18 protein-coding genes are annotated in these 21,286 nt (G+C 64.3%); 11 read left to right on the top strand and 7 right to left on the bottom strand.

Annotated elements, in window-relative coordinates; translation table 11 throughout:
* Positions 1 to 16: 16 nt before the first annotated feature.
* From DM807_RS15065 to DM807_RS15055, 3 genes are read right to left on the bottom strand one after another with little or no spacing between them, the layout of a single operon-like run.
* Positions 17 to 1,072, bottom strand: a complete 1,056-nt coding sequence (locus DM807_RS15065; RefSeq protein WP_179027505.1) for a lipocalin-like domain-containing protein — start codon at positions 1,070 to 1,072, stop codon at positions 17 to 19.
* The gene (locus tag DM807_RS15060) at positions 1,062 to 3,524 is read right to left on the bottom strand and encodes an ABC transporter permease (RefSeq protein WP_179027504.1); all 2,463 of its coding nucleotides are present in this window, start codon (positions 3,522 to 3,524) and stop codon (positions 1,062 to 1,064) included. The genes DM807_RS15065 and DM807_RS15060 overlap by 11 nt, the downstream gene beginning before the upstream one ends.
* A complete protein-coding gene (locus DM807_RS15055; RefSeq protein WP_012271821.1) occupies positions 3,524 to 4,189 on the bottom strand; it encodes an ABC transporter ATP-binding protein in 666 nt (221 codons plus the stop codon). The genes DM807_RS15060 and DM807_RS15055 overlap by 1 nt, the downstream gene beginning before the upstream one ends.
* Positions 4,190 to 4,402: 213 nt before the next feature.
* On the opposite strand from DM807_RS15055, the gene DM807_RS15050 reads away from it, so the two are divergent.
* Positions 4,403 to 5,470 (top strand): aromatic ring-hydroxylating oxygenase subunit alpha, encoded by a 1,068-nt coding sequence (locus DM807_RS15050; protein WP_012271820.1) that lies wholly within the window; start codon positions 4,403 to 4,405, stop codon positions 5,468 to 5,470.
* Between the two features lie 12 nt (positions 5,471 to 5,482).
* Positions 5,483 to 6,433: a PDR/VanB family oxidoreductase gene (locus tag DM807_RS15045; protein ID WP_012271819.1), complete on the top strand. Its 951-nt coding sequence runs from the start codon at positions 5,483 to 5,485 to the stop codon at positions 6,431 to 6,433.
* A gap of 6 nt (positions 6,434 to 6,439) precedes the next feature.
* Here the strand turns inward: DM807_RS15045 and DM807_RS15040 are convergent, their stop codons facing one another.
* The 3 genes from DM807_RS15040 to DM807_RS15030 all read right to left on the bottom strand — a co-directional run bounded on the left by DM807_RS15040 (position 6,440) and on the right by DM807_RS15030 (position 9,961).
* On the bottom strand, positions 6,440 to 7,153 hold the full coding sequence (locus DM807_RS15040; RefSeq protein WP_060493380.1) for a GntR family transcriptional regulator: 714 nt from the start codon (positions 7,151 to 7,153) through the stop codon (positions 6,440 to 6,442).
* Between the two features lie 110 nt (positions 7,154 to 7,263).
* Complete coding sequence (locus DM807_RS15035; RefSeq protein WP_012271817.1) at positions 7,264 to 8,517, bottom strand: OprD family porin; 1,254 nt, start codon at positions 8,515 to 8,517, stop codon at positions 7,264 to 7,266.
* Positions 8,518 to 8,620: 103 nt separating this feature from the next.
* Complete coding sequence (locus DM807_RS15030; RefSeq protein WP_179027503.1) at positions 8,621 to 9,961, bottom strand: MFS transporter; 1,341 nt, start codon at positions 9,959 to 9,961, stop codon at positions 8,621 to 8,623.
* A gap of 560 nt (positions 9,962 to 10,521) precedes the next feature.
* Here DM807_RS15030 and mrdA point away from each other — a divergent pair.
* From mrdA to DM807_RS15005, 5 genes are all read left to right on the top strand, one after another.
* Positions 10,522 to 12,417 (top strand): penicillin-binding protein 2, encoded by a 1,896-nt coding sequence (mrdA, locus tag DM807_RS15025; RefSeq protein WP_179027502.1) that lies wholly within the window; start codon positions 10,522 to 10,524, stop codon positions 12,415 to 12,417.
* Positions 12,418 to 12,714: 297 nt separating this feature from the next.
* Positions 12,715 to 13,275, top strand: a complete 561-nt coding sequence (gene msuE, locus DM807_RS15020) for an FMN reductase (RefSeq protein WP_012271814.1) — start codon at positions 12,715 to 12,717, stop codon at positions 13,273 to 13,275.
* Between the two features lie 9 nt (positions 13,276 to 13,284).
* Positions 13,285 to 14,472 (top strand): acyl-CoA dehydrogenase family protein, encoded by a 1,188-nt coding sequence (locus DM807_RS15015; RefSeq protein ID WP_060515627.1) that lies wholly within the window; start codon positions 13,285 to 13,287, stop codon positions 14,470 to 14,472.
* Positions 14,473 to 14,481: 9 nt separating this feature from the next.
* A complete protein-coding gene (sfnR, locus tag DM807_RS15010) occupies positions 14,482 to 15,582 on the top strand; it encodes a sigma54-dependent transcriptional activator SfnR (protein ID WP_012271812.1) in 1,101 nt (366 codons plus the stop codon).
* A 161-nt stretch (positions 15,583 to 15,743) separates the two neighbouring features.
* The gene (locus tag DM807_RS15005; protein ID WP_012271811.1) at positions 15,744 to 16,061 is read left to right on the top strand and encodes a DUF2388 domain-containing protein; all 318 of its coding nucleotides are present in this window, start codon (positions 15,744 to 15,746) and stop codon (positions 16,059 to 16,061) included.
* A 61-nt stretch (positions 16,062 to 16,122) separates the two neighbouring features.
* Here DM807_RS15005 and glcC read toward each other — a convergent pair whose 3' ends face one another.
* Entirely contained in the window at positions 16,123 to 16,887 is a 765-nt protein-coding gene (glcC, locus tag DM807_RS15000) for a transcriptional regulator GlcC (protein ID WP_012271810.1), read from the bottom strand.
* Positions 16,888 to 17,081: 194 nt separating this feature from the next.
* Between glcC and glcD the strand changes: the two genes are divergently transcribed.
* Genes glcD through DM807_RS14980 form a run of 4 tightly spaced genes read left to right on the top strand, consistent with a single transcriptional unit; the run spans position 17,082 to position 21,269 of the window.
* A complete protein-coding gene (gene glcD / locus DM807_RS14995; RefSeq protein WP_060493383.1) occupies positions 17,082 to 18,581 on the top strand; it encodes a glycolate oxidase subunit GlcD in 1,500 nt (499 codons plus the stop codon).
* Entirely contained in the window at positions 18,581 to 19,633 is a 1,053-nt protein-coding gene (gene glcE, locus DM807_RS14990; RefSeq protein WP_179027501.1) for a glycolate oxidase subunit GlcE, read from the top strand. Before glcD ends, glcE begins: the two co-directional genes overlap by 1 nt.
* Positions 19,634 to 19,642: 9 nt before the next feature.
* The gene (glcF, locus tag DM807_RS14985; RefSeq protein ID WP_012271807.1) at positions 19,643 to 20,878 is read left to right on the top strand and encodes a glycolate oxidase subunit GlcF; all 1,236 of its coding nucleotides are present in this window, start codon (positions 19,643 to 19,645) and stop codon (positions 20,876 to 20,878) included.
* The gene (locus tag DM807_RS14980; RefSeq protein ID WP_012271806.1) at positions 20,871 to 21,269 is read left to right on the top strand and encodes a heme-binding protein; all 399 of its coding nucleotides are present in this window, start codon (positions 20,871 to 20,873) and stop codon (positions 21,267 to 21,269) included. The genes glcF and DM807_RS14980 overlap by 8 nt, the downstream gene beginning before the upstream one ends.
* Positions 21,270 to 21,286 lie beyond the last annotated feature (17 nt).

Below are 21,286 nucleotides of genomic sequence, written 5' to 3'. Positions count from 1 at the left end.
GTCATGACCAGACTGACTAATATCCAGTCATCTCCAGATACCCGCGCCCACCCGCGCTCCCGCTCAACCGCACCGGCCCTTCCCAGTAAGGGAATCGCGTCTGCATCCACGCCTGCGGCTCCACGGCATCAACCTGCACATCCACTCCATGCCCAGGCACCTGCACCCGCCACCGTGTCGGCACCTTTTTGCCGTTTTTCTGCGCAGACCAGGCTTGCGCCTGCAGCTGAATCTGCGCTGCGTCCAGCGCCACCACCTCACCCTGCGGCCCAACCCAGGTCCCAGCGCGGTACGCGTCCCCCCGCGCCTCGCGTACCTGAAACAGCATCAGCTTGGCACCACTGTCCAGGTGCAGCGAAAACCAGTCCCAGCCCGTTTGCCCTGACGCCAGCGGTTGGCTGCTCCATTCCCGGTCCAGCCAGGCCTGCCCAGTGACCGCGATGCACTGGCTGCCACGCTGAATGTGCCCCTGCACTTGGTAGAAAGGCTGGCTGTAATAGTACGAAGCCTGCCCCTTGCCAGATTTCTCGCTGTAACCTTGCTCCCCGTGCAGCACCAGAGGGTGATCGCTGTGCAACTGCAAGTCATAGCGAAAACCATCGCCACCGGCGACCATCTGCAGGTTTTCGATACTGCCCCTGCCCTGCAACGACCAGTCATCGATCCACGCTCGGAACGGCTGGGCCTGCACTCCGGCCTGGCCGATACCGCCGCGCGCCAGGGTTTCGCCAGACTGGTGGCCGCCCGGACCGGTCAAGGCCGCGTGCCCCATCCACAGGTTCGGGCTGTTCCAGTCGGTGGTCTCCGGGCCTGGGCGCAGGGCCGAGCGGAACAGCGTCCACTGGGCGCCCCAGTCACGGCCTTGGGCGTCCTTCAGGTTGGCGGTGACATACCACCACTCGATACGAAAACCATCGTGTGGACCGTGGTCCTGTGGAAATGCCAGCCGATGGTCGCGGGTCACCTGGCTGAATTCGCCGGCCTGCTGCCCAAGCCCGGCATAGCTCTGTGGTGCTGGTTGATCACAGCCGCACAACAACACGCTGAGCAACAGCCACGCATTACGCTTCATCGGCAAATGGCCTCAACAGTTCGCACGGCTGGCGGCGCGCCAGCTGCCACAGCGGCCAGGCGCTGGCCAGCAGACTGGTGAACAACCCCAACATGGCCAGTTGCAGCAACTGCACGGGAAAGACATAGAGCGGCAGGCGCCAGCCAAACGCCTGAACATTGACCACCGCGACCAGGCACCAGGCCAGCAGCAACCCCAGCGGGATCGCCATCAACACGGTGAGGCTGCTCAGCATGAGTGTCTGGCCAAGGCTCAGCCAGACCAGTTGCATACGCCGCACACCCAGCGCCCATAGCGGTGCCAGCTGGCCCAGCCGGGACTGGCCCAGGGTCAACAGGTTGATGAACAACGCCACGCCAGCCACGCCAAGGGTGAGGCTGTTGAGGGCAGCGGTGGCGGCAAAGGTGCGGTTGAACACGTCGGTCGACCAGCGCTTCAGGCGCGCCTGCTCGACCACGCGGCTGTCGTCGAGGGCAAAATGCCGTTGCAGAGCGACCTTGAGCGCCGGCACCCGTTCAGCGGCCAAGTCGACGCTCAAGCCGGTCAGGGTTGCCTGTGGCCAGTTTTCGCGCAACCAGCCGGCATTGACCAGGACATGCCCCTTGGGGTTGCCGTAATCGGCATAGATCCCCACAACAGGCAAGGCCGGCGACGTGTTCGCAGGCAGCTTGAGGTTATCGCCCAGTTGCAGTTTCAACCGCCTGGCCAACTGTTCGCTGAGCATTACAGCCTGCCCGCGGGCCAGTCGCTGCCAGGCATGTGGCTGCTGTTCCAATAGTGGCCAGCGCGTTCGATAAACGGAGTGATCGACAATGCCCTGCACTTGTACCGGCCAACCTTGTAGTTGAATGTCCACGCGCCAGCCGGGCAGCACCACACTGGCCGCAGGCTGCTGCTCAAGCCACTCGACTATCTGCAGGCCTTGGGCTGTATCGCGTGGGGTGACATACAGGTCGGCGGACAGGCGCTGGCCAAGCCAACCGACAAACGTCTTGCGAAAACCCTCGGTCATGCTGCCCACGCCAACACTGGCAGCCAGCGCCAGCAAAAGGGCCATCAACGCCAGGCTCAGGGCCGGCAGTTGCTGGCGGCTGTCGGCAACGAACCATTGCGCCAATGGCCGCTGGCAGCGGCGCGCCAGCCAGGCCAGCACCCGGTCGAGCATGCCCGGTAACAGCAGCGCTGCCGCCAGCAGCAACCCCGCCAGCATGGCGAACGCGCTGGGCAGGCTGGCTCCGAACACGCCACAGCCCAAGGCCAGCAACAGCAGCAAGCCCGCGAACAATGCCTGACGCCTCAGCCAAGGCCCCTGCGCCAGCCGCCAGGCTTGAGGTTGCGCCAGCGCCAGCAACGGCAATCGGGCCGCACGCATGACGCTGCCCAGCCCTGCCAGCAATGCCCCGAATACACTCACCAGCACGCCCAGCAGCCACCACCACGCGGGCAGGCTCAGCGTACCCGCCACCTGTGCGCCATACAGGCCGCGCAAACTGGCGGCCACATCGGGCAGCAGCCACGCGGCCAAGGCATAACCACTGGCCATCCCGGCAAGCCCGCCCAGCACCGCGAACAGGCCCAACTCCAGCAACAGTGCATACAGCAGGGTCTTCAGGCTGATGCCGCTGGCGCGCAAGTTGCGGATCAGCCCACGCCGCTGTTCCAGCGCCAGGCCGATGGCGGCGTGGGCGATGAACAAGCCGACGATGAACGCCAGCAGGCCGAGCGCAGTCAGGTTGAGGTGGAAACTGTCGGTCAGGCGCTGCAAACCGCCATCGTCCTGCTGTGTTTGAAGTTCGAGGAAGGGGGCGATATCTGCCGGCAATGGCCCAGGTGCCCCGGCCAGCAGCAGGCGTGACAACTGCCCAGATGCACGCAGCAACGCCTGCGCGTGGCCGATGTCCACCACCATCACCCCAGGCGCCAACGCGGGCTGCAAAACCAAAGGCGGCAGCAACTGCCCTTCGCTGTCGCGGGCCCGCTGCGCGGGGTTTGCGCTCAACTGACGCAAGGTGTCTGGCCCAACCCAGGCTTGCCCGGGCGTGCCGATAAAAGCCTGCAGGTCGAATGCCTGCAGTTGTACACCGGCAATGCTGCTGGCCGGCGACAGGCTCAATGGCTCGATGCCAATCAGCCGCACGCTGTGCGCCGGCTCGCCCGGCAGGCGCAAGCGCCCTTCCAGCACCGGTGATACCGCCCAGCCCAGCCTGCGCAGTTGCACGTACAACCCCTGGTCGAAGCGCTCGCCAGTGCGCGGCAGCAATTGCGCCTGCAACGGCCCGGCCAAAACCGCGCTGGCCCGGGCATAGTCACTGCGTGCCTGGCTGTTCAGCGCCTGCACCCCGGTCCACAACGCCGTGGCCAGCCACAGGCCAGTGAAGATACTCAAGCACTGCACGCGGTGGCGCCGCCAATGGCTGAGCAACGCCATCAATACCAGCGACAACAGCCTCATCAGCCCTGCTCGTGCCGCACGCAGCCGGCCTGCAGGTAGCAGCGCTGCTGCAAACGCGCCGCCAACCGTGGGCTGTGAGTCACCATCAACACACCGCTGCCGGCTTCGGCAACCAACTGCAGCAACAGGTTCAGCACCTCGTCGCTGCTGGCCTCATCCAGGCTGCCGGTGGGTTCGTCGGCTAGCAGCCATGCCGGTCGCCCGGCCAGCGCGCGGCCGATGGCGACCCGCTGCTGCTGGCCGCCCGACAAGTGTTCCGGGTAACGCGCAAGCAGGCCCGCCAGGCCCAGACGTTGCGCCAGGTAAGCCGCCCAATGCGGGTCATACCGCCCGGCCAGGCGAGCCTGGAAGGTCAGGTTCAGGCCGACGTCCAGGCTGCTGATCAGGTTGTATTGCTGGAACACCAGGCCAATCCCCTCACGCCGCCACTGTGCCAGAGACGCTTCCGAACGGCCGTCGAGCGCAACGTCGTCGATCAGGATGCGGCCGCTGTCGGCCCGGTCCAGGCCAGCCACCAGGTGCAGCAAGGTGCTCTTGCCGCTGCCCGACTCGCCCATCAGTGCCAGGCTGCTGCCGCGTGCCAGGCGCAGATCGACGCCCTGCAGAACCGGGAGCGGGCCTTGGGGAGTGGGGAATGATTTGTGAAGGTTTTCGATGGCGAGCATCGAGGGGCCTTGGTGTGTGATGTGTCTGCTAAGTAATAGCAGGTACGTGGTCGCAGAGGCGTATTGCGATTCTCATCGCTAGCCGACAATGGATCCACAGAGATCCGATAATCGCACAAAACCTACCATAAACACACAATATAGATTGACCGTGATTTTCTTTAACGGCTCAATGGATCCATTAAATAAAAACAAAACCCCGGAGAGCCTCCCATGTACCCCAAAAACACCTGGTACGTTGCCTGCACCCCCGACGAGATCGCCACCAAGCCCTTGGGCCGGCGGATCTGCGGGGAAAAAATCGTGTTCTACCGTGGCCACGAGAACCGTGTAGCCGCCGTCGAGGATTTCTGCCCGCACCGTGGTGCGCCGTTGTCGCTTGGCTATGTCGAGGACGGCAACCTGGTATGCGGCTACCACGGCCTGGTCATGGGCTGCGATGGCAAGACCGTGTCGATGCCCGGCCAGCGGGTACGGGGCTTTCCCTGCAACAAGACTTTCGCTGCAGTCGAGCGCTATGGCTTTGTCTGGGTATGGCCAGGCGACCAGGCGCAGGCCGACCCGGCGCTGATTCCGCACCTTGAATGGGCGGTGAATGATGAATGGGCCTACGGTGGCGGGCTGTTCCACATCGGTTGCGACTACCGCCTGATGATCGACAACCTGATGGACCTCACCCACGAAACCTACGTGCATGCCTCCAGCATCGGCCAGAAGGAAATCGACGAGGCCCCGCCAGTCACCACCGTCACCGGCGACGAAGTGGTCACCGCCCGGCACATGGAAAACATCATGGCTCCGCCCTTCTGGCGCATGGCCCTGCGTGGCAACGGTCTGGCCGATGATGTACCGGTGGACCGTTGGCAGATCTGCCGCTTCACCCCGCCCAGCCATGTGCTGATCGAAGTGGGTGTGGCGCATGCCGGCAAGGGTGGCTACCACGCCGAGGCGCAGCACAAGGCGTCGAGCATCGTGGTGGATTTCATCACGCCAGAGACCGACACATCGATTTGGTACTTCTGGGGCATGGCACGCAACTTCGCCGCGCATGACCAAACCCTGACCGACAACATCCGCGAAGGCCAAGGCAAGATTTTCAGCGAAGACCTGGAGATGCTCGAACGCCAGCAGCAGAACCTGCTGGCCCACCCCGAGCGCAACCTGCTGAAGCTGAACATCGATGCTGGCGGCGTGCAGTCGCGCAAGGTGCTGGAGCGCATCATCGCCAAAGAGCGTGCGCCACAACCGCAACTGATCGCTACCAGCGCCACCCCTGCCTGAGGAACAGCCGACATGATCGATGCCGTAGTGGTGTCCCGTAACGACGAAGCGCAAGGTATTTGCAGCTTCGAGCTGGCGGCAGCGGATGGCAGCTTGCTGCCGGCGTTCAGCGCTGGCGCGCATATCGACGTGCATTTGCCCGATGGGTTGGTGCGCCAGTATTCGCTGTGCAACCACCCCGAGGAGCGCCACCGTTACCTGATTGGCGTGCTCAACGACCCGGCTTCGCGGGGAGGCTCACGCAGCCTGCACGAGCAGGTGCAGGCCGGCGCACGGCTGCGCATCAGCGCGCCGCGCAACCTGTTCCCGCTGGCCGAGGGGGCGCAGCGCAGCCTGCTGTTTGCCGGTGGCATCGGCATTACCCCGATTCTGTGCATGGCCGAGCAGCTGTCCCACAGCGGCCATGACTTCGAGCTGCACTACTGCGCCCGCTCCAGCGAGCGTGCGGCCTTTGTCGAACGCATTCGCAACGCGCCGTTCGCCGACCGCCTGTTCGTACACTTTGACGAGCAACCGGAAACCGCACTGGATATCGCCCGGGTGCTGGGCAACCCGCAAGAGGATGCGCACCTGTATGTCTGCGGGCCCGGCGGGTTCATGCAGCATGTGCTGGACAGCGCCAAGGGACTGGGCTGGCAGGAGGCCAACCTGCACCGCGAGTATTTTGCCGCAGCGCCGGTGGATGCCAGCAACGACGGTAGCTTCTCGGTGCAGGTGGGCAGCACGGGGCAGGTGTTCGAGGTGCCGGCCGACCAGACCGTGGTGCAGGTGCTGGAACAGCACGGTATCGAGATTGCCATGTCGTGCGAACAGGGTATCTGCGGCACCTGCCTGACGCGCGTGCTGCAGGGTACGCCGGACCACCGCGACATGTTCCTTACCGAAGAGGAGCAGGCGCTGAACGATCAGTTCACGCCCTGCTGCTCGCGCTCGAAAACGCCGCTGCTGGTGCTGGATATCTGAACCGGTTTACGCCGAGGGCAGGATAACCTTCATGCCTGCGTCTGCCGTCGCCCCGCCAAAGGTCTCGGCGTAGCGCAAGGTGGCATTGGCGTGCTCGCGCATGATCGCTTCGGCGCGGGCACCCTGGCGGTTGGTCAGGGCATCGAACACCGCGTGATGCTGCATGTGAGCAAAATTGAAGCGCCGGTATTCGCGGACCAGGTCATGGCGGTCCACCGCCAGCGCGGTGACCGAGGCGAACGGCAGGTGGTCGTTGCGCGCCAGGGCATCGGCAATGGCCGGGTTGTGGCTGGCTTCGATGATCACCTGGTGAAAGCGCATGTTCAGGTCGTGGTAAGCCTGCAGGTCTTCTTCGGTCACGAAGCCCTTGTCGAACAGCTGGTCGCCATCGACCAGGCACTGCTGCAGCGCCGCGCGTGCTTGCACCGACAAACCACGCTCTGCAGCCTGGCGCGCGGCCAGCCCCTCCAGTACGCCGCGCACCTCGACCGCACCGGCGATGTCATCGGCACTGACTGAGCGCACCTGAAAGCCCCGGCCGCCAAAACGCACCAGCAAGCCTTCCTGCTCAAGGGTACGAAACGCCATGCGCACCGGCATGCGAGAAACGCCGAACAGCTCGGCGGTGGGGACTTCCATCAAGCGCTCGCCGGCCGCCAGCTCGCCCGAGGCGATCATCTTGCGCAACGCGACCAGCACCATTTGACCGGGCTTGCTCATCCAGGCTACTTCCAGGGACATGAGCGGGCATCTTAGCGCAAGGTGAGGGGTTGTTGGTGGCCTGTTAGCCCACATCGCCGGCAGGCCAGCCAACGATTAAGTCGCGGCGTTTACAACGTCAGCGGATAGCTGACAATCAGCCGCGTCTGGTCGAAATCACTGTTGAAGCTGCGCCGGTTGGTCGCATTGTTCAGGCGGATGTTGAGGTTCTTCAACGCCCCGCTCTGGAAGGTGTAGTTCACTTCGGTATCGCGCTCCCACTCCTTGCCATTGCTGCCGGCCGCCGTGGTGGCATTTTCACCATGCCCGTAGCGCACCATGGCCAGCAACCCTGGCACACCCATAGCGGCAAAATTGTAGTCGTAGCGCACTTGCCACGAGCGCTCGTCGGCGTTGCTGAAGTTGCCGTTGAACATGTCGTTGCCCAAGGTCCGCCCGCTACTGCCATACACCGACATCCACGGGCTGTCGCCACTGACCTTCTGCAACCCCAGGTACAGGGTATGGCCACTGTGCGAGGCCGACAGCAAAGCGTAGCCAGTGCGGCTCTGGATATCACCAATGCGCGCCTGTCCATCATCCCGGTCGATGAAGTAGCCAAGGTTGGCCGCCAGTGTCCACTCCCCCAGCCGCTGGCTGTGCAGCAGGTTGAAGTAGCTTTGCTGGTAAATGTCCTCCAGTTGCGAATGCCAGGCGCCGATCTGCGTGCGCTGCTGGTTGAAGCGGTACTCGGCGCCGACATAGTTGAAACCATCCGAAGTCACCCCAGGCGCGGCCCAGGCGGAAAGGTCCTGCATGTCGGAAGAATTGCGCAGGCTCACCTCGCGATACTGGCCGGCCTGCAGGCTCAGGCCTTCGATCTCCCGCGAATCGAGCATTGCCCCGCGGAACGTCTGTGGCAGCAGGCGGCCATCGTCGTAGCGCAGCAGCGGAATATCCGGCAACAGCTCACCGACCTTCAGTTCGGTCGCGCAAATACGCAGCTTGGCCGCCAGACCGGCGCGACCATAGTCGTCGGCCGCACGCCGGTCATCGTGCACCGGCAGCAGTTCGGAGCCGCTGGTACCACGGCCGCTGTCCAGCTTCACGCCGAACATGGCGATGCCGTCCAGGCCAACACCGATCAGCCCCGGTGTGTAGCCAGAGCTGAACTTGAAAATGAAACCCTGGGCCCATTCTTCGACCTTGCTCTTGGCCGCCCCTGCGTCGCGGAAGTCGCGGTTGAAGTAGTAGTTGCGCAGTGTCAGCCCGGCCTTGGCATCTTCAAGGAAGCCGCCCTCCTCGGCCCAGGCCGGCAAACCCAGGCCAAGCGCCAGCGACACCGCCAGGGCCGAACGGGCCAGCGTGCAAGTTGTGTGCATCATTATTATTGTTCTCCGCTTTTCATAGGCGCAGCCAACCGCCCCAGGCCGGTATGGGCTTGGGGCGACGTGCTGCATTCAGGTACCCGGCCAGGCCGGGTTGCACTCAGTGGCTCAGTGCATCGGTAGAGAGGGCGGCCGCTGGCTTGGCCATTGGCCGCAGTAGCAACAGGCAACCTGCGGCCAGCACGAACACGCTGGCGAACACCCCGTACAGGTGCAGCGGTTGCCAGCCGCCATCGAGCAATACGCCAGCCACGGTCGGCGACAGGATCGCGCCCATGCGGCCAATACCGATGCCCCAGCCCACGCCGGTGGCGCGTACCGAGGCGTCATAGACCACTGGCGACAAGGCATACAGGCCGGCCACGCAGCCGTTGGAAAACAGCCCGATCAGCAACCCCAGCGCCAGCGCAGCAGTGACCGAGGCCCCATTGACCACGAACAACACCAGCAGTGCGGCGGTGATGAGCATGAACAACGCCAGTACCCGCGTCAGTGGCCAACGCGATGCCAGCCCGCCGATCAGCGCCGCACCGAGGATGCCGCCGACACTCAACAGCACACCGCCGGTGATGCCCTGCTGGGCCGACAGGCCAGCGGCCACCAGCAGTTTCGGCGTCCAACTCATGACGAAGTAGAAGCCGAACATGACCAGGAAGAACAGCAACCAGATCACCAACGTGGTGCGGCGCATATCCGGCGCCAGCAGTTGCCTGAAACCACGGGTGGTACCCTGCGCCCTCGCCGCCAGTGCCGGCAGTTGCGCCAGTGCCGGCTGACCGAGGTGCACTGCCAGGCGGTTGACCCGGGCCAGGGCATTGGCTGGCCGGCGAGCCAGCAGGAAGTCCAACGACTCCGGCAGCCACAGCAATACCAGCGGGATCACCAGCACGGTGACGATGCCGCCGAACAGGAACACCGAGCGCCAGCCCCAATGCCCCAACAGCCACACCGCGAGCAACCCGCCCAGGGTCGCGCCCAGGGCATAGCCGGTGGACTGCAGGCTCACCGCAAGGCCACGCCAGCGCTTGCTGGCGTACTCGCTGGCGATCACGTTGCTACTGGCCAGGATGCCGCCAATGCCCAGCCCGGTCAGGCCTCGCAACAGCGCCAATTGCAGCGGGGTTTGGCTCAGTGCCGAGAGCAGCATGCCAATGCCCGAAAGCGCCAGGCACAACAGGATCAGTGGGCGTCGACCAAACCGGTCGGCCCACGGCGCGATGAACAAGGACCCGGCCGCCATGCCGAACAGGCCGGCGCTGAGCAGCAGCCCTACCTGTGCGCCGTTCAGGCCCCACTCGGCGGACACCGAGGCGGCGGTGAAGGCCATGACCAGCACGTCGAAGCCATCGATCATGTTGAGGATGATGCAAATACCAATGGCCAGGCACTGGAAGCGGCCCATTGGGTCGTTGTCCAGGCGTTGCTTGAGGTCGGTATTCATGGGGCCACCTGCCGGTTCACAGGTGGGAGAACTGATGCGCACACGCCGGCAAAGCGCATGGAACCTTGACGGTTCCGTACCCTTGGAAAGCCATTCATGACTGGACCCTTTTTGTAATTGTTGTCGCATACGGCAGGAGGGCTCCGGCCGTTGTCAGGCGCTAATCAACCAGATAATGGATCCACAAACAACAAACCAAAGCCAAGCGCTTTGAGAAAACCACCAAAACTCTACGTGACCGATCTACCAATTTTATTTTTTATCTATTTATTTCAATATGTTATCCGCTTAAGCCTCATATGATTTTTCGTTCGTTAATCGAACACGATTCATTTATGGATCCATAATGACGCAAAAAACCAGCATCGAATCCTCCATGCGGCTCAGCCATGAACAAATCTTCATGTTTGCCGCCAGCGCCCTGATCATGGGACACACAGGCGTTATCAGCCTGCGGCCAGCCGCGCCTCGCCTTGAGAGGGCGGGATGTGTTGCGTAGCATCCCCGGCCCGATCGCGCGCCCGCACGGCCAGCGCGATGCCTGTAGGAAAGAGCCCCTGATGCCGCAACCCATCCCTCTCAAGGACCACGAAAAGGAAAAACACCTGGTGAACCGCCGGCTTCTGGCCTGCGCCGCCCTGGTGTTCAGCCTGTGTGCCGTATTGGTGGGCCGGCTCTATGTGCTGCAGGTACTGCAGCACGACCAGCAGACCGCGGTGTCGGAAAACAACCGCGTGCACGTGCTACCCATCGCCCCCGAACGCGGGCTGATCTACGACCGCAATGGCGTGGTGCTGGCCGACAACAAGCCCAGTTTCGACCTGACCATGACCCGTGAGCGGGCCGGCGGCGATTCGGCCAAAGTGCTCGACACCTTGACCCAGGTACTAGGCCTGACCGAAGACGACCGCAAGCAGTTCGACAAAGACCTGCGCCGTGGCCGCAAGCCGTTCGAGCCGGTGACCCTGATGGTGGGCCTGAGCGAAGAGCAGATCGCCCTGGTCGCGGTAAACCAGTTCCGCCTGCCGGGCCTGGAGGTCGAGCCGCAGTTCATCCGCGAGTACCCGCTGGCCGAGCATTTCGCCCATTCGGTCGGCTATGTGGGGCGCATCAACGAGAAAGAAGCCAAGGTCCTCGACAGCACCGAGTACCGCGGCACCCAGTCAATCGGCAAGACCGGCATCGAGCACTTCTACGAGAGCCAGCTGCATGGCCACGTGGGCTATGAAGAGGTCGAGACCAACGCCCAGGGCCGGGTGATGCGCGTGCTCAACCACAAGGACCCAACCCCTGGTCAGGACATTGTCCTGACCCTGGACGCGCACTTGCAGGTGGCCGCGGAAAAGGCCCTGGGCGAGCGCCGTGGCTCGGTGGTGGTGCTGGACCCGGCCAATGGCGACGTACTGGCGATGGTCAGCAACCCCAGCTTCGACCCCAACCTGTTCGTCAAGGGCATTAGTTTCAAGCAGTACGCCGCCCTGCGCGATTCGATCGACCGCCCGCTGTTCAACCGCGTGCTGCGCGGCCTGTATGCGCCCGGCTCGACCGTGAAACCGGAAGTGGCCATCGCCGGCCTCGACAGCGGCGTGATCACCCCTGGCAGCCGGGTGTTCGACCCTGGCTACTATGAGTTGCCCAACTACGACCACAAGTACCGCAACTGGAACCGCAGCGGCGACGGCTGGGTAGACATGTACACCGCCATCATGCGCTCCAACGACACCTACTTCTACGACCTGGCTCATAAACTGGGCATCGACCGCCTGCACGATTACATGGCCGAGTTCGGCCTGGGCCAGAAGGTGTCGCTGGACATGTTCGAGGAGGCCTCGGGGCTGATGCCTTCGGCCGAGTGGAAGCGCGCCACGCGGCGCCAGGCCTGGTTCCCGGGTGAGACACTGATCCTCGGCATTGGCCAAGGTTACATGCAGGTCACCCCGCTACAGCTGGCCCAAGCCACCAGCCTGCTGGCAAGCAAAGGCGTGTGGCATCGCCCGCACCTGGCCATGACCGTGGGCGGCGAGGTGCCGGTGGACCCCAACCCGATGCCCAATATCGTGCTGCATGACAAGCACGCCTGGGACCAGGTCAGCCAAGGCATGCAGATGGTCATGCACGACCCGCGCGGCATCGCCCGCGCCGCAGCAGCCGGTGCGCAGTACCGGATTGCAGGCAAGAGCGGTACCGCGCAGGTGGTGGCAATCAAACAGGGGGAGCGCTACAACCGCGACAAGACGCTGGAAAGGCACCGTGACAACGCCCTGTTCGTTGGCTTTGCCCCAGCTGACCACCCGAGCGTGGTAGTGGCCGTGATGATCGAGAACGGCGAGGCTGGGGGCCGAGTGGCCGGGCCGGTGGTGCGGGAGGTGATGGATGCTTACCTGCTGGATGAACAGGGGCATTTGAAACCGGAATTTGCGGGTGGGGTATCCCCTCGCAACGCCCCCCACATCTAGGGTGCTTGGGGCTGCTGGGCAGCACCACGCAGCACCTTGAAGATAAAAATAGAATAAGAATATGACTTCTTATTCTTTTTTACCTATTCATTAATCCTCTATAACTCTCCCAACTGTACAGCCGCCAACACCCGGCCAACTGTTTGCAGCGCAACACCTGATCAACACAAAACGCCCGCACGGCAACAGCAGCGCAGCCACTAATACTCGCTAACTCGTTGATCTATAACAACATTAGAACCAGGCACGACGATTGCTCAAGCAAAGTCCCGCTCAACCAGAACCGGAGACTAGCCCATGAGCACCCCACTGAACGTCGTAGCCCTGTCCGGCGGCACTTCCCGCCCTTCGCGCACCCTGGCCCTGACCGAAGCGATCCTCGCCGAACTGGCCGAACACCTGCACATCAAGCCGCACCTGATCGAACTGGGCGAGATCGCCCGGCCACTGGGCAGCGCCCTGTGGCGCAGCGAACTGCCCGACACTGTCGAGCAGCAACTGCGCCTGGTGGAACGGGCCGACCTGCTGGTGGTGACCACGCCCGTGTACCGCGGCAGCTTCACCGGCCACTTCAAGCACCTGTTCGACCTGATCGGCCAGGACGCCTTGGTCGACACCCCGGTGTTGCTCGCCGCCACCGGTGGCAGCGAACGCCACGCGCTGGTGCTCGACCACCAGCTGCGCCCGCTGTTCAGCTTCCTGCAGGCCCTGACCCTGCCCATCGGCGTATTCGCCAGCCAGGCGGAAATGGCCGACTACCGCGTCTCCAGCGACGCCCTTGCCGCCCGTATCCGCCTGGCCGCCGAGCGTGCCGTGCCACTGTTCGGCGCCCACCACGCCCTGCGTAAAAGCGCCTGAGGAGCGGCCATGAATGCACCTGTGACTACACCACTGCGCCCGGCCTTGGCGATTGCCCGCGAACTGGCCGGGCAGTTTGCCCAGACCGCTGTGGAACGCGACGAACGCGGTGGCACACCCAAAGCCGAGCGCGACGCTTTGCGTGACAGCGGCTTGCTGTCACTGGCGATCCCACAGGCGTTCGGCGGCCAGGGTGCCAGCTGGCACGACACCTTCGCGGTGGTGCGCGAGTTCGCGCGGGTCGACAGCTCCATCGCCCATGTTTTCGGTTTTCACCACCTGATGCTGGCCACCGTGCGCCTGTTCTCGCGCCCGGACCAATGGCAACCGTGGTTCGAACAGACTGCTCGCAAACAGTGGTTCTGGGGCAATGCCCTGAACCCGCTGGACACCCGCACCGTGGTCAAGCACTTCGACGGCTGGTGCGAGTTTTCGGGCAAGAAGAGTTTCTGCTCCGGCGCCAGCGACTCGGAAATGCTGATTGCCTCGGCAGTGGACGAACGTGCCGGCGGCAAGTTGCTGATTGCCGCCATCCCCAGTGGCCGCACCGGCATCAGTCTGCACAGCGACTGGAACAACATCGGCCAGCGCCAGACCGACAGTGGCAGCGCCACCTTCGAGCGGGTACGGGTCGAGCACAACGAATTGCTGCTCGATCCAGGCCCCTTGAGCACTCCGTTCGCCGCCTTGCGTCCACTGATCGCCCAGCTGCATTTCGCCAACCTGTTCCTCGGCATTGCCGAAGGCGCCTTCGACGAAGCCCGTCAGTACACCCTCAAGGAAAGCCGCCCGTGGTTCCGCTCCAGCGCCGCCAGCAGCGCCGAAGACCCTTACGTACTGCGCCATTACGGCGAGTTCTGGGTTGGCCTGGAAAGCGTGCGCCTGCTGATCGAGCGGGCCGCGCGCCAGCTGGACGCCGCCTGGGTCAAGGAACATGCACTTACCGCTGATGAGCGAGGCGACCTGGCCCTGGCCATCGGCACTGCCAAGGTCGCCGCCAGCCGCCACGGCCTGGACATCTGCAACCGCCTGTTCGAGGTTACCGGTGCCCGCGCCACGCATGCCTCGCTGCGCTTCGACCGGCACTGGCGCAACCTGCGCACGCAAACCCTGCACGACCCGGTGGACTATCGCATCCACGAACTTGGCGAGTGGGCCCTCAACGACAAACGCCCTGCCCCATCCTTCTACTCCTGAGGACTGCCCATGCAACTGCTGACCCTCCCCCCGTCACCGACACTGGCTACCTCGATCCGGGCGACCGCACAGGTCTTCGAAGACCCAAGGTCGCAGGCGCTGCTCGCCCACCTGCAACAGGTCGCCCCCAGCGAGGCCAGCGTCCTGATCATCGGCGAAACCGGCACGGGCAAGGAGCTGGTCGCACGCCACATCCACAACCTCAGCGGTCGGCGCAACGGCCCGTTCGTTGCGGTCAACTGCGGCGCATTTTCCGAGTCGCTGGTGGAAGCCGAACTGTTCGGCCATGAAAAGGGCGCCTTCACCGGCGCCCTCGCGGCCAAGGCCGGCTGGTTCGAAGAGGCCAACGGCGGCACCTTGTTCCTCGACGAAATTGGCGACTTGCCGCTGCCGATCCAGGTCAAGCTGCTGCGTGTACTGCAAGAACGCGAAGTGGTGCGGCTGGGCTCGCGCAAGAGCATCCCGATCAACGTGCGGGTCCTGGCGGCGACCAACGTACAGCTGGAAAAGGCCATCAACGCCGGACATTTCCGTGAAGACCTGTACTACCGGCTGAACGTGGTGACGTTGCAGTTGCACCCGTTGCGCGACCGTCCGGGCGACATCCTGCCACTGGCCCGGCATTTCATCCGCAGTTACAGCGACCGGTTGGGCTACGGACCGGTGGAACTGAGCCCCAAGGCCCAGGCCAAGCTGGTCGAGTACAGTTGGCCGGGCAACATCCGTGAGCTGGAAAACGTGATTCACCACAGCTTGTTGACCTGTGGCGATGGCACGGTGCAAGCGCAGGACCTGCGTTTGTCCAACTTGCGTATCGAACGGCAAGAGGAGGAGCCGGCAGGCAATGGCGTGGATGACTTGCTACAGCGCGCGTTCAGCCGGCTGTACGAGGAGCAGTCGGGTGATCTTTACGAGAAGGTGGAAAATGCCCTGCTGCGCTCGGCGTACCGGTTCTGCCATTACAACCAGGTGCATACCGCGCAGTTGCTGGGGTTGTCGCGCAACATCACGCGCACCCGGCTGATTGCGATTGGTGAGCTTGTAGTGAACAAGCGGCGGGGACAGGAGCAACAGGTGCTGGACAACCGGGTGGTGCGGTTGTCGATTTGAACCTTGAGCCGCTTCCACAGAGGCCTCACTGAGATCGAGCCCTGCGCTGTACCTGCCCCTCTCGTCATTCCAGCCAGGAAAGGGAACTACCCGCACTCACCTGCTCTCTTAAACACTGAGTGGTTTATTTCCCTGTGCTTCACGCTACTGGAGAACACGACATGCGCCACCTATTCCTCGCCCCTGCGCTGCTGCTCCTGCTGCCTGCCGGTGCTGCCCTGGCCCGCGTCGATGCGGGCGACGTCGCCACCTCGGCCGGTGTTTCCGCCTCGCTGTATTCGACCTTCAAGGATGACAAACGGATCATCCCGGCCCGTGACGAGCTTTCTGCGTTCGTCGCCAGCGGCGGTGCCATCCGCGGCGCCTATGTGGAGTCGGCTTTGGAACAGGCCCGCAAGGACCACCCAGGGCTGCAAGCCAATGATGAAGAGTTGGCCAGGGCAATCCTGTCTCAGGATGACCCTGTGGCTGACCATTGAGTGAACCTGTACCGGCCTGTGCTCGGCATTGTCCGCGAACAGGCCGGTGCGGGGTTACAATTCAACCCCAGCCATCCATGCGCATGGTCGCCCTGACCAAGCGCTGCTCTTCCTGCTCTATCTCTCGCAAACTGTCACGTATCCCGTTGATGTGCTCGCGTGCGGCCCGCTGAGCCTGCTCCGGCAGTTGCTCCATCACTGCGTGATACAACCGCGCATGCTGGCGATCGATCTGGCGTTTCTGCGCAGGCCGGCAGTACAGGTTGTTGACCGAAGCGAACACAGTACTCAGGGTCAGGTCACTGAGCGATTGCAGGGTATGCACCAGCACCGGGTTATGCGACGCCTCGCTGATCGCCCGGTGAAAGGCATGGTCACGGTGGGCATGCTCGCGAGCATCGAGCGCCTGCGCGGTTTCATGGGCAGCCAGCATTTCTTCGTAGCGCCGACGGATCAGCAAACGGTCGACCTCGGTGGCGCGCAAAGCCGCCAGCCGCGCCGACTCCGCCTCCAGCAACGCCCGCACCTCCAGCAAGTCGAACAACGTGCGCGGTTGCGAGCTGAACAGGTGCATCAACGGCGTGCTCCCCACCTGCCCCGTCAGGTCGGCGACGAACGAGCCACGCCCTTGCTCGGTGTCGATGATGCCGCGCCCACGCAGGATGCGCAGGCCCTCCCGCAGAGCCGAGCGCGAACAGCCCAGTTTTTCCACCAGCCGCCGCTCGGACGGCAGCGCCTGGCCCACCTTCAGTACGCCTTCGACGATCAGCCGTTCGACCCGTTCGGCGACCTGATCGGCGACCTTGGCCTTGCCTTCAGTACCCATCTCAACGCCCCTACTGGTAGGACCAGTTGCATCACTGGCTTCAATCTAGCCGGACAAAGCCGGTAATAGCCACAGCCTGGCAGAAAAACTGGTAGGACCAGTACCTGCCGCACTCGACCACAGCCGCCGGCACGCGCACGCTGGCAGGGTGATCGCTTTGCCAACAACAACAAAAACCGTTGCCGAGTGAGCCGATGAATATCCTGTACGACGAGCGCGTCGATGGCGCGTTGCCCAACGTGAACCAGGCTGACCTGTTGCAGGCGCTGCGCGATGCCCTGCCAGACCTCGAAATCCTGCACCGCGAAGAAGACCTCAAACCCTACGAATGCGACGGCCTGTCGGCCTACCGCACCGTGCCACTGCTGGTGGTGCTGCCCGAGCGCCTGGAGCAGGTGCAAACACTACTGAAACTGTGCCACCAACGTGGCGTACCGGTGGTCGCCCGAGGCGCCGGTACCGGCCTGTCGGGCGGTGCCCTGCCGCTGGCGAAGGGCATCCTGCTGGTGATGGCGCGCTTCAATCGTATCCTTGAGGTGAACCCGCAGGGTCGCTACGCCCGTGTGCAGCCGGGCGTGCGCAACCTGGCCATCTCCCAGGCCGCCGCACCTCATGGTATGTACTACGCACCAGACCCCTCCTCGCAAATAGCCTGCTCCATCGGTGGCAACGTCGCCGAAAATGCCGGTGGCGTGCACTGCCTCAAGTACGGCCTGACCGTGCACAACCTGCTCAAGGTGGAAATCCTCACGATCGAGGGCGAGCACCTGACCCTCGGCAGCGATGCCCTGGACAGCCCAGGTTTCGACCTGCTGGCGCTGTTCACCGGCTCCGAAGGCATGCTGGGTATCGTCACCGAAGTTACCGTCAAGCTGCTACCCAAGCCCCAGGTGGCGCGAGTGCTACTGGCCAGTTTCGACAGCGTCGAGGACGCCGGCCGGGCAGTCGCCGACATCATCGCGGCCGGCATCATCCCCGGCGGCCTGGAGATGATGGACAACCTGGCGATCCGCGCCGCCGAGGACTTCATCCACGCTGGCTACCCGGTGGACGCGGCGGCGATCCTGCTGTGCGAGCTGGATGGCGTGGAGGCCGACGTACACGACGACTGCGCGCGGGTCGCCGACGTACTGACGCATGCAGGGGCCCGCGAGGTGCGCCTGGCCTGCGACGAAGCCGAGCGCGTGCGCTTCTGGGCCGGGCGCAAGAACGCCTTTCCAGCGGTAGGGCGCATCTCCCCGGACTACTACTGCATGGACGGCACCATCCCGCGCCGCGAACTGCCCCGGGTGCTCAAGGGTATCAGTGACCTGTCCGCTGAATACGGCCTGCGCGTGGCCAATGTGTTCCATGCCGGCGACGGCAACATGCATCCGCTGATCCTGTTCGATGCCAACCGCCCCGGCGAGCTGGAGCGTGCCGAAGCCATCGGCGGCAAGATCCTCGAACTGTGCGTGGCAGTGGGCGGCAGCATCACCGGTGAACATGGCGTGGGCCGCGAGAAGATCAACCAGATGTGCGCGCAGTTCAACAGCGACGAAATCACCCTGTTCCACGCGGTGAAGGCCGCCTTCGACCCGCAGGGCCTGCTCAACCCCGGCAAGAACATTCCCACCTTGCACCGCTGCGCCGAATTCGGCGCCATGCATGTGCACCATGGGCAGCTGCCCTTCCCCGAACTGGAGCGTTTCTGATGAGCATGGACCGCGACATGAGCCAGGCACTGCTGGAACAGGTAAACCAGGCGCTGAACCAACGCACGCCACTGCGTATCCAGGGCAGCAACAGCAAGGCGATGCTCGGCAACCCAGTGGCCGGTGAAGTGCTCGATACCCGCAGCCACCGCGGCATCGTCAGCTACGATCCGACCGAACTGGTGCTCACCGCCCGCGCCGGCACGCCGCTGCGCGAAATCGAGGCGGCCCTGCACGAAGCCGGCCAGATGCTGCCCTGCGAACCACCGCACCTGGGCCCGGAAGCCACGCTGGGAGGGATGGTCGCGGCCGGGTTGTCTGGCCCACGGCGGCCGTGGGCCGGGTCGGTGCGTGACTATGTGCTTGGCACCCGCGTGATCACCGGCCACGGCAAGCTGTTGCGCTTTGGCGGCGAGGTGATGAAGAACGTGGCCGGTTACGATGTATCACGCCTGATGGCGGGCAGCTTCGGCTGCCTGGGGCTGCTGACCGAAGTGTCGCTGAAAGTGCTGCCACGCCCACGTCAATGCCTTGGCCTGAGCCTGCCGATGAGCCGGCATGAAGCCCTGGCGGAGCTGGCCGAATGGGGGCAGCAACCGCTACCGATCAGCGCCGCCTGCCATGACGGCGAAGCACTGTACCTGCGCCTGGAAGGCGGCGAAGGCTCGGTGCAGTCGGCGTACCGGCGGCTGGGTGGCGAAACACTCCACAACCGGTTCTGGAGCGACCTGCGCGAACAACGGCTGCCATTTTTTGCCGGCGCCGCTCCGCTGTGGCGCCTGTCCGTACCCAACGCCTGCGGCGAGCTGGACCTGCCCGGCCAACAGCTGATCGACTGGGGGGGCGCCCAGCGCTGGCTCACAACCGACGCACCGGCACAGACCATTCGCGACCAGGCCGCCAAGGTGGGCGGCCACGCCACCTGCTATGCCCCCGGTGCAGCCAGCAGCCCGCCGCTGTCCGCCGCCCTGATGCGCTACCACCGCGCCCTCAAGCAGCAGCTCGACCCCCAGGGGGTGTTCAACCCCGGTCGCCTGTACCCGGACCTGTGAGGCCAGACCATGCAAACCAACCTCAGCGAAACAGCCCGCCGCCTGGCCCGCGCCGAAGAAGCCGAAAGCATCCTGCGATCCTGCGTGCACTGCGGCTTCTGCACCGCCACCTGCCCCACTTACCAGTTGCTAGGCGATGAACTGGACGGCCCGCGCGGGCGTATCTACCTGATCAAGCAGGTGCTCGAAGGCAAGCCGGTCACCGCCAGCACCCAGTTGCACCTGGACCGCTGCCTGACCTGCCGCAACTGCGAAACCACCTGCCCATCCGGGGTGAAGTACCACGACCTGCTGGACATTGGCCGGGCGGTGGTCGAGCAGCAGGTGCCGCGCCCGCTCGGCCAGCGCCTGCTGCGCCAGGGCCTGTGTGCGGTAGTGCCGCGCCCGGCATTGTTCAAAGCCCTGACCCGCAGCGGCCAGGCGCTGCGCCCGCTGCTGCCGGCCACGCTCAAACGCAAGCTGCCGGCCCGCATCACGCCACCCGGCGACCGCCCCGCGCCACGCCATGCACGCCGGGTGCTGATGCTGGAAGGTTGCGTGCAACCAACCCTGTCACCCAATACCAACGCCGCGGCTGCGCGGCTGCTCGACCGCCTGGGCATCAGCGTGCAACCGATCCAGCAGGCCGGTTGCTGTGGCGCGGTGGACTATCACCTGAATGCTCAGGAGCAGGGCCTGCAGCGGGCACGGCGCAATATCGACGCCTGGTGGCCCGCCATCGAAGCAGGTGCCGAGGCGATCGTACAAACTGCCAGTGGCTGCGGCGCATTTGTCCGCGACTACGGCCACCTGCTGGAAAAAGACCCTCACTACGCTGCCAAGGCCGCGCGGGTCAGCGCACTGTCCCGCGACCTGGTAGAAGTTTTGCGCGATGAACCCGTCGAGCAACTGAGCCTTTGCGCCGAACAGCGTCTGGCCTTCCACTGCCCATGTACACTGCAGCACGCCCTGAAACTGGGCGGTGCGGTAGAAGCATTGCTGACGCGGCTGGGATTTACCCTGACCTCGGTGCCCGACGGCCACCTGTGCTGCGGCTCGGCGGGCACTTATTCGCTGACCCAGCCTGAATTGTCGCTGCAACTGCGCGACAATCGCCTGAATGCGCTGGAAAGCGGCAAACCGCAAGTCATCGCCACTGCCAACATCGGCTGCCAGGCCCACCTCGACGGGGCTGGGCGCACGCCTGTGCGGCACTGGATCGAAATCGTCGAAGCAGCCTTGAACCCGGAGAACCCCCATGCATAGCAAGTTCGTGATCGGCCAGGCCGAAATTGCCCGCGTACTGAGCGCCGCGCGCCAGGAAGCCCAGGCGCAGCAATGGAACGTGACCATCGCCGTGGTCGACGACGGCGGCCATCCGCTGGCCCTGGAGCGCCTGGACGGCTGCGCGCCCGCCAGTGCTTACATCGCAATGGAAAAGGCGCGCACTGCCGCATTGGGGCGCAAGGAGACGCGGGATTATGAAGAGATGGTCAATAGCGGCCGTACTGCTTTCGTGACCGCGCCGCTGCTGACCAGCCTGGAAGGCGGCGTGCCGCTGCGGGTGGAAGGCCAGGTGGTAGGCGCGATTGGCGTGTCCGGGGTCAAGTCCGAGCAGGATGCCCAGGTGGCCAAGGCTGGGGCCGCCGCGCTCTGAGTCCCGTGCCAACCTCT

The sequence above is a fragment of the Pseudomonas hunanensis genome (genome assembly GCF_013393325.1).
GTDB classification, from domain to species: domain Bacteria; phylum Pseudomonadota; class Gammaproteobacteria; order Pseudomonadales; family Pseudomonadaceae; genus Aquipseudomonas; species Aquipseudomonas putida_P.
The sequence above is the reverse complement of the archived record's forward strand: the minus strand, read 5'-3'. Positions and strand labels throughout refer to the sequence as shown.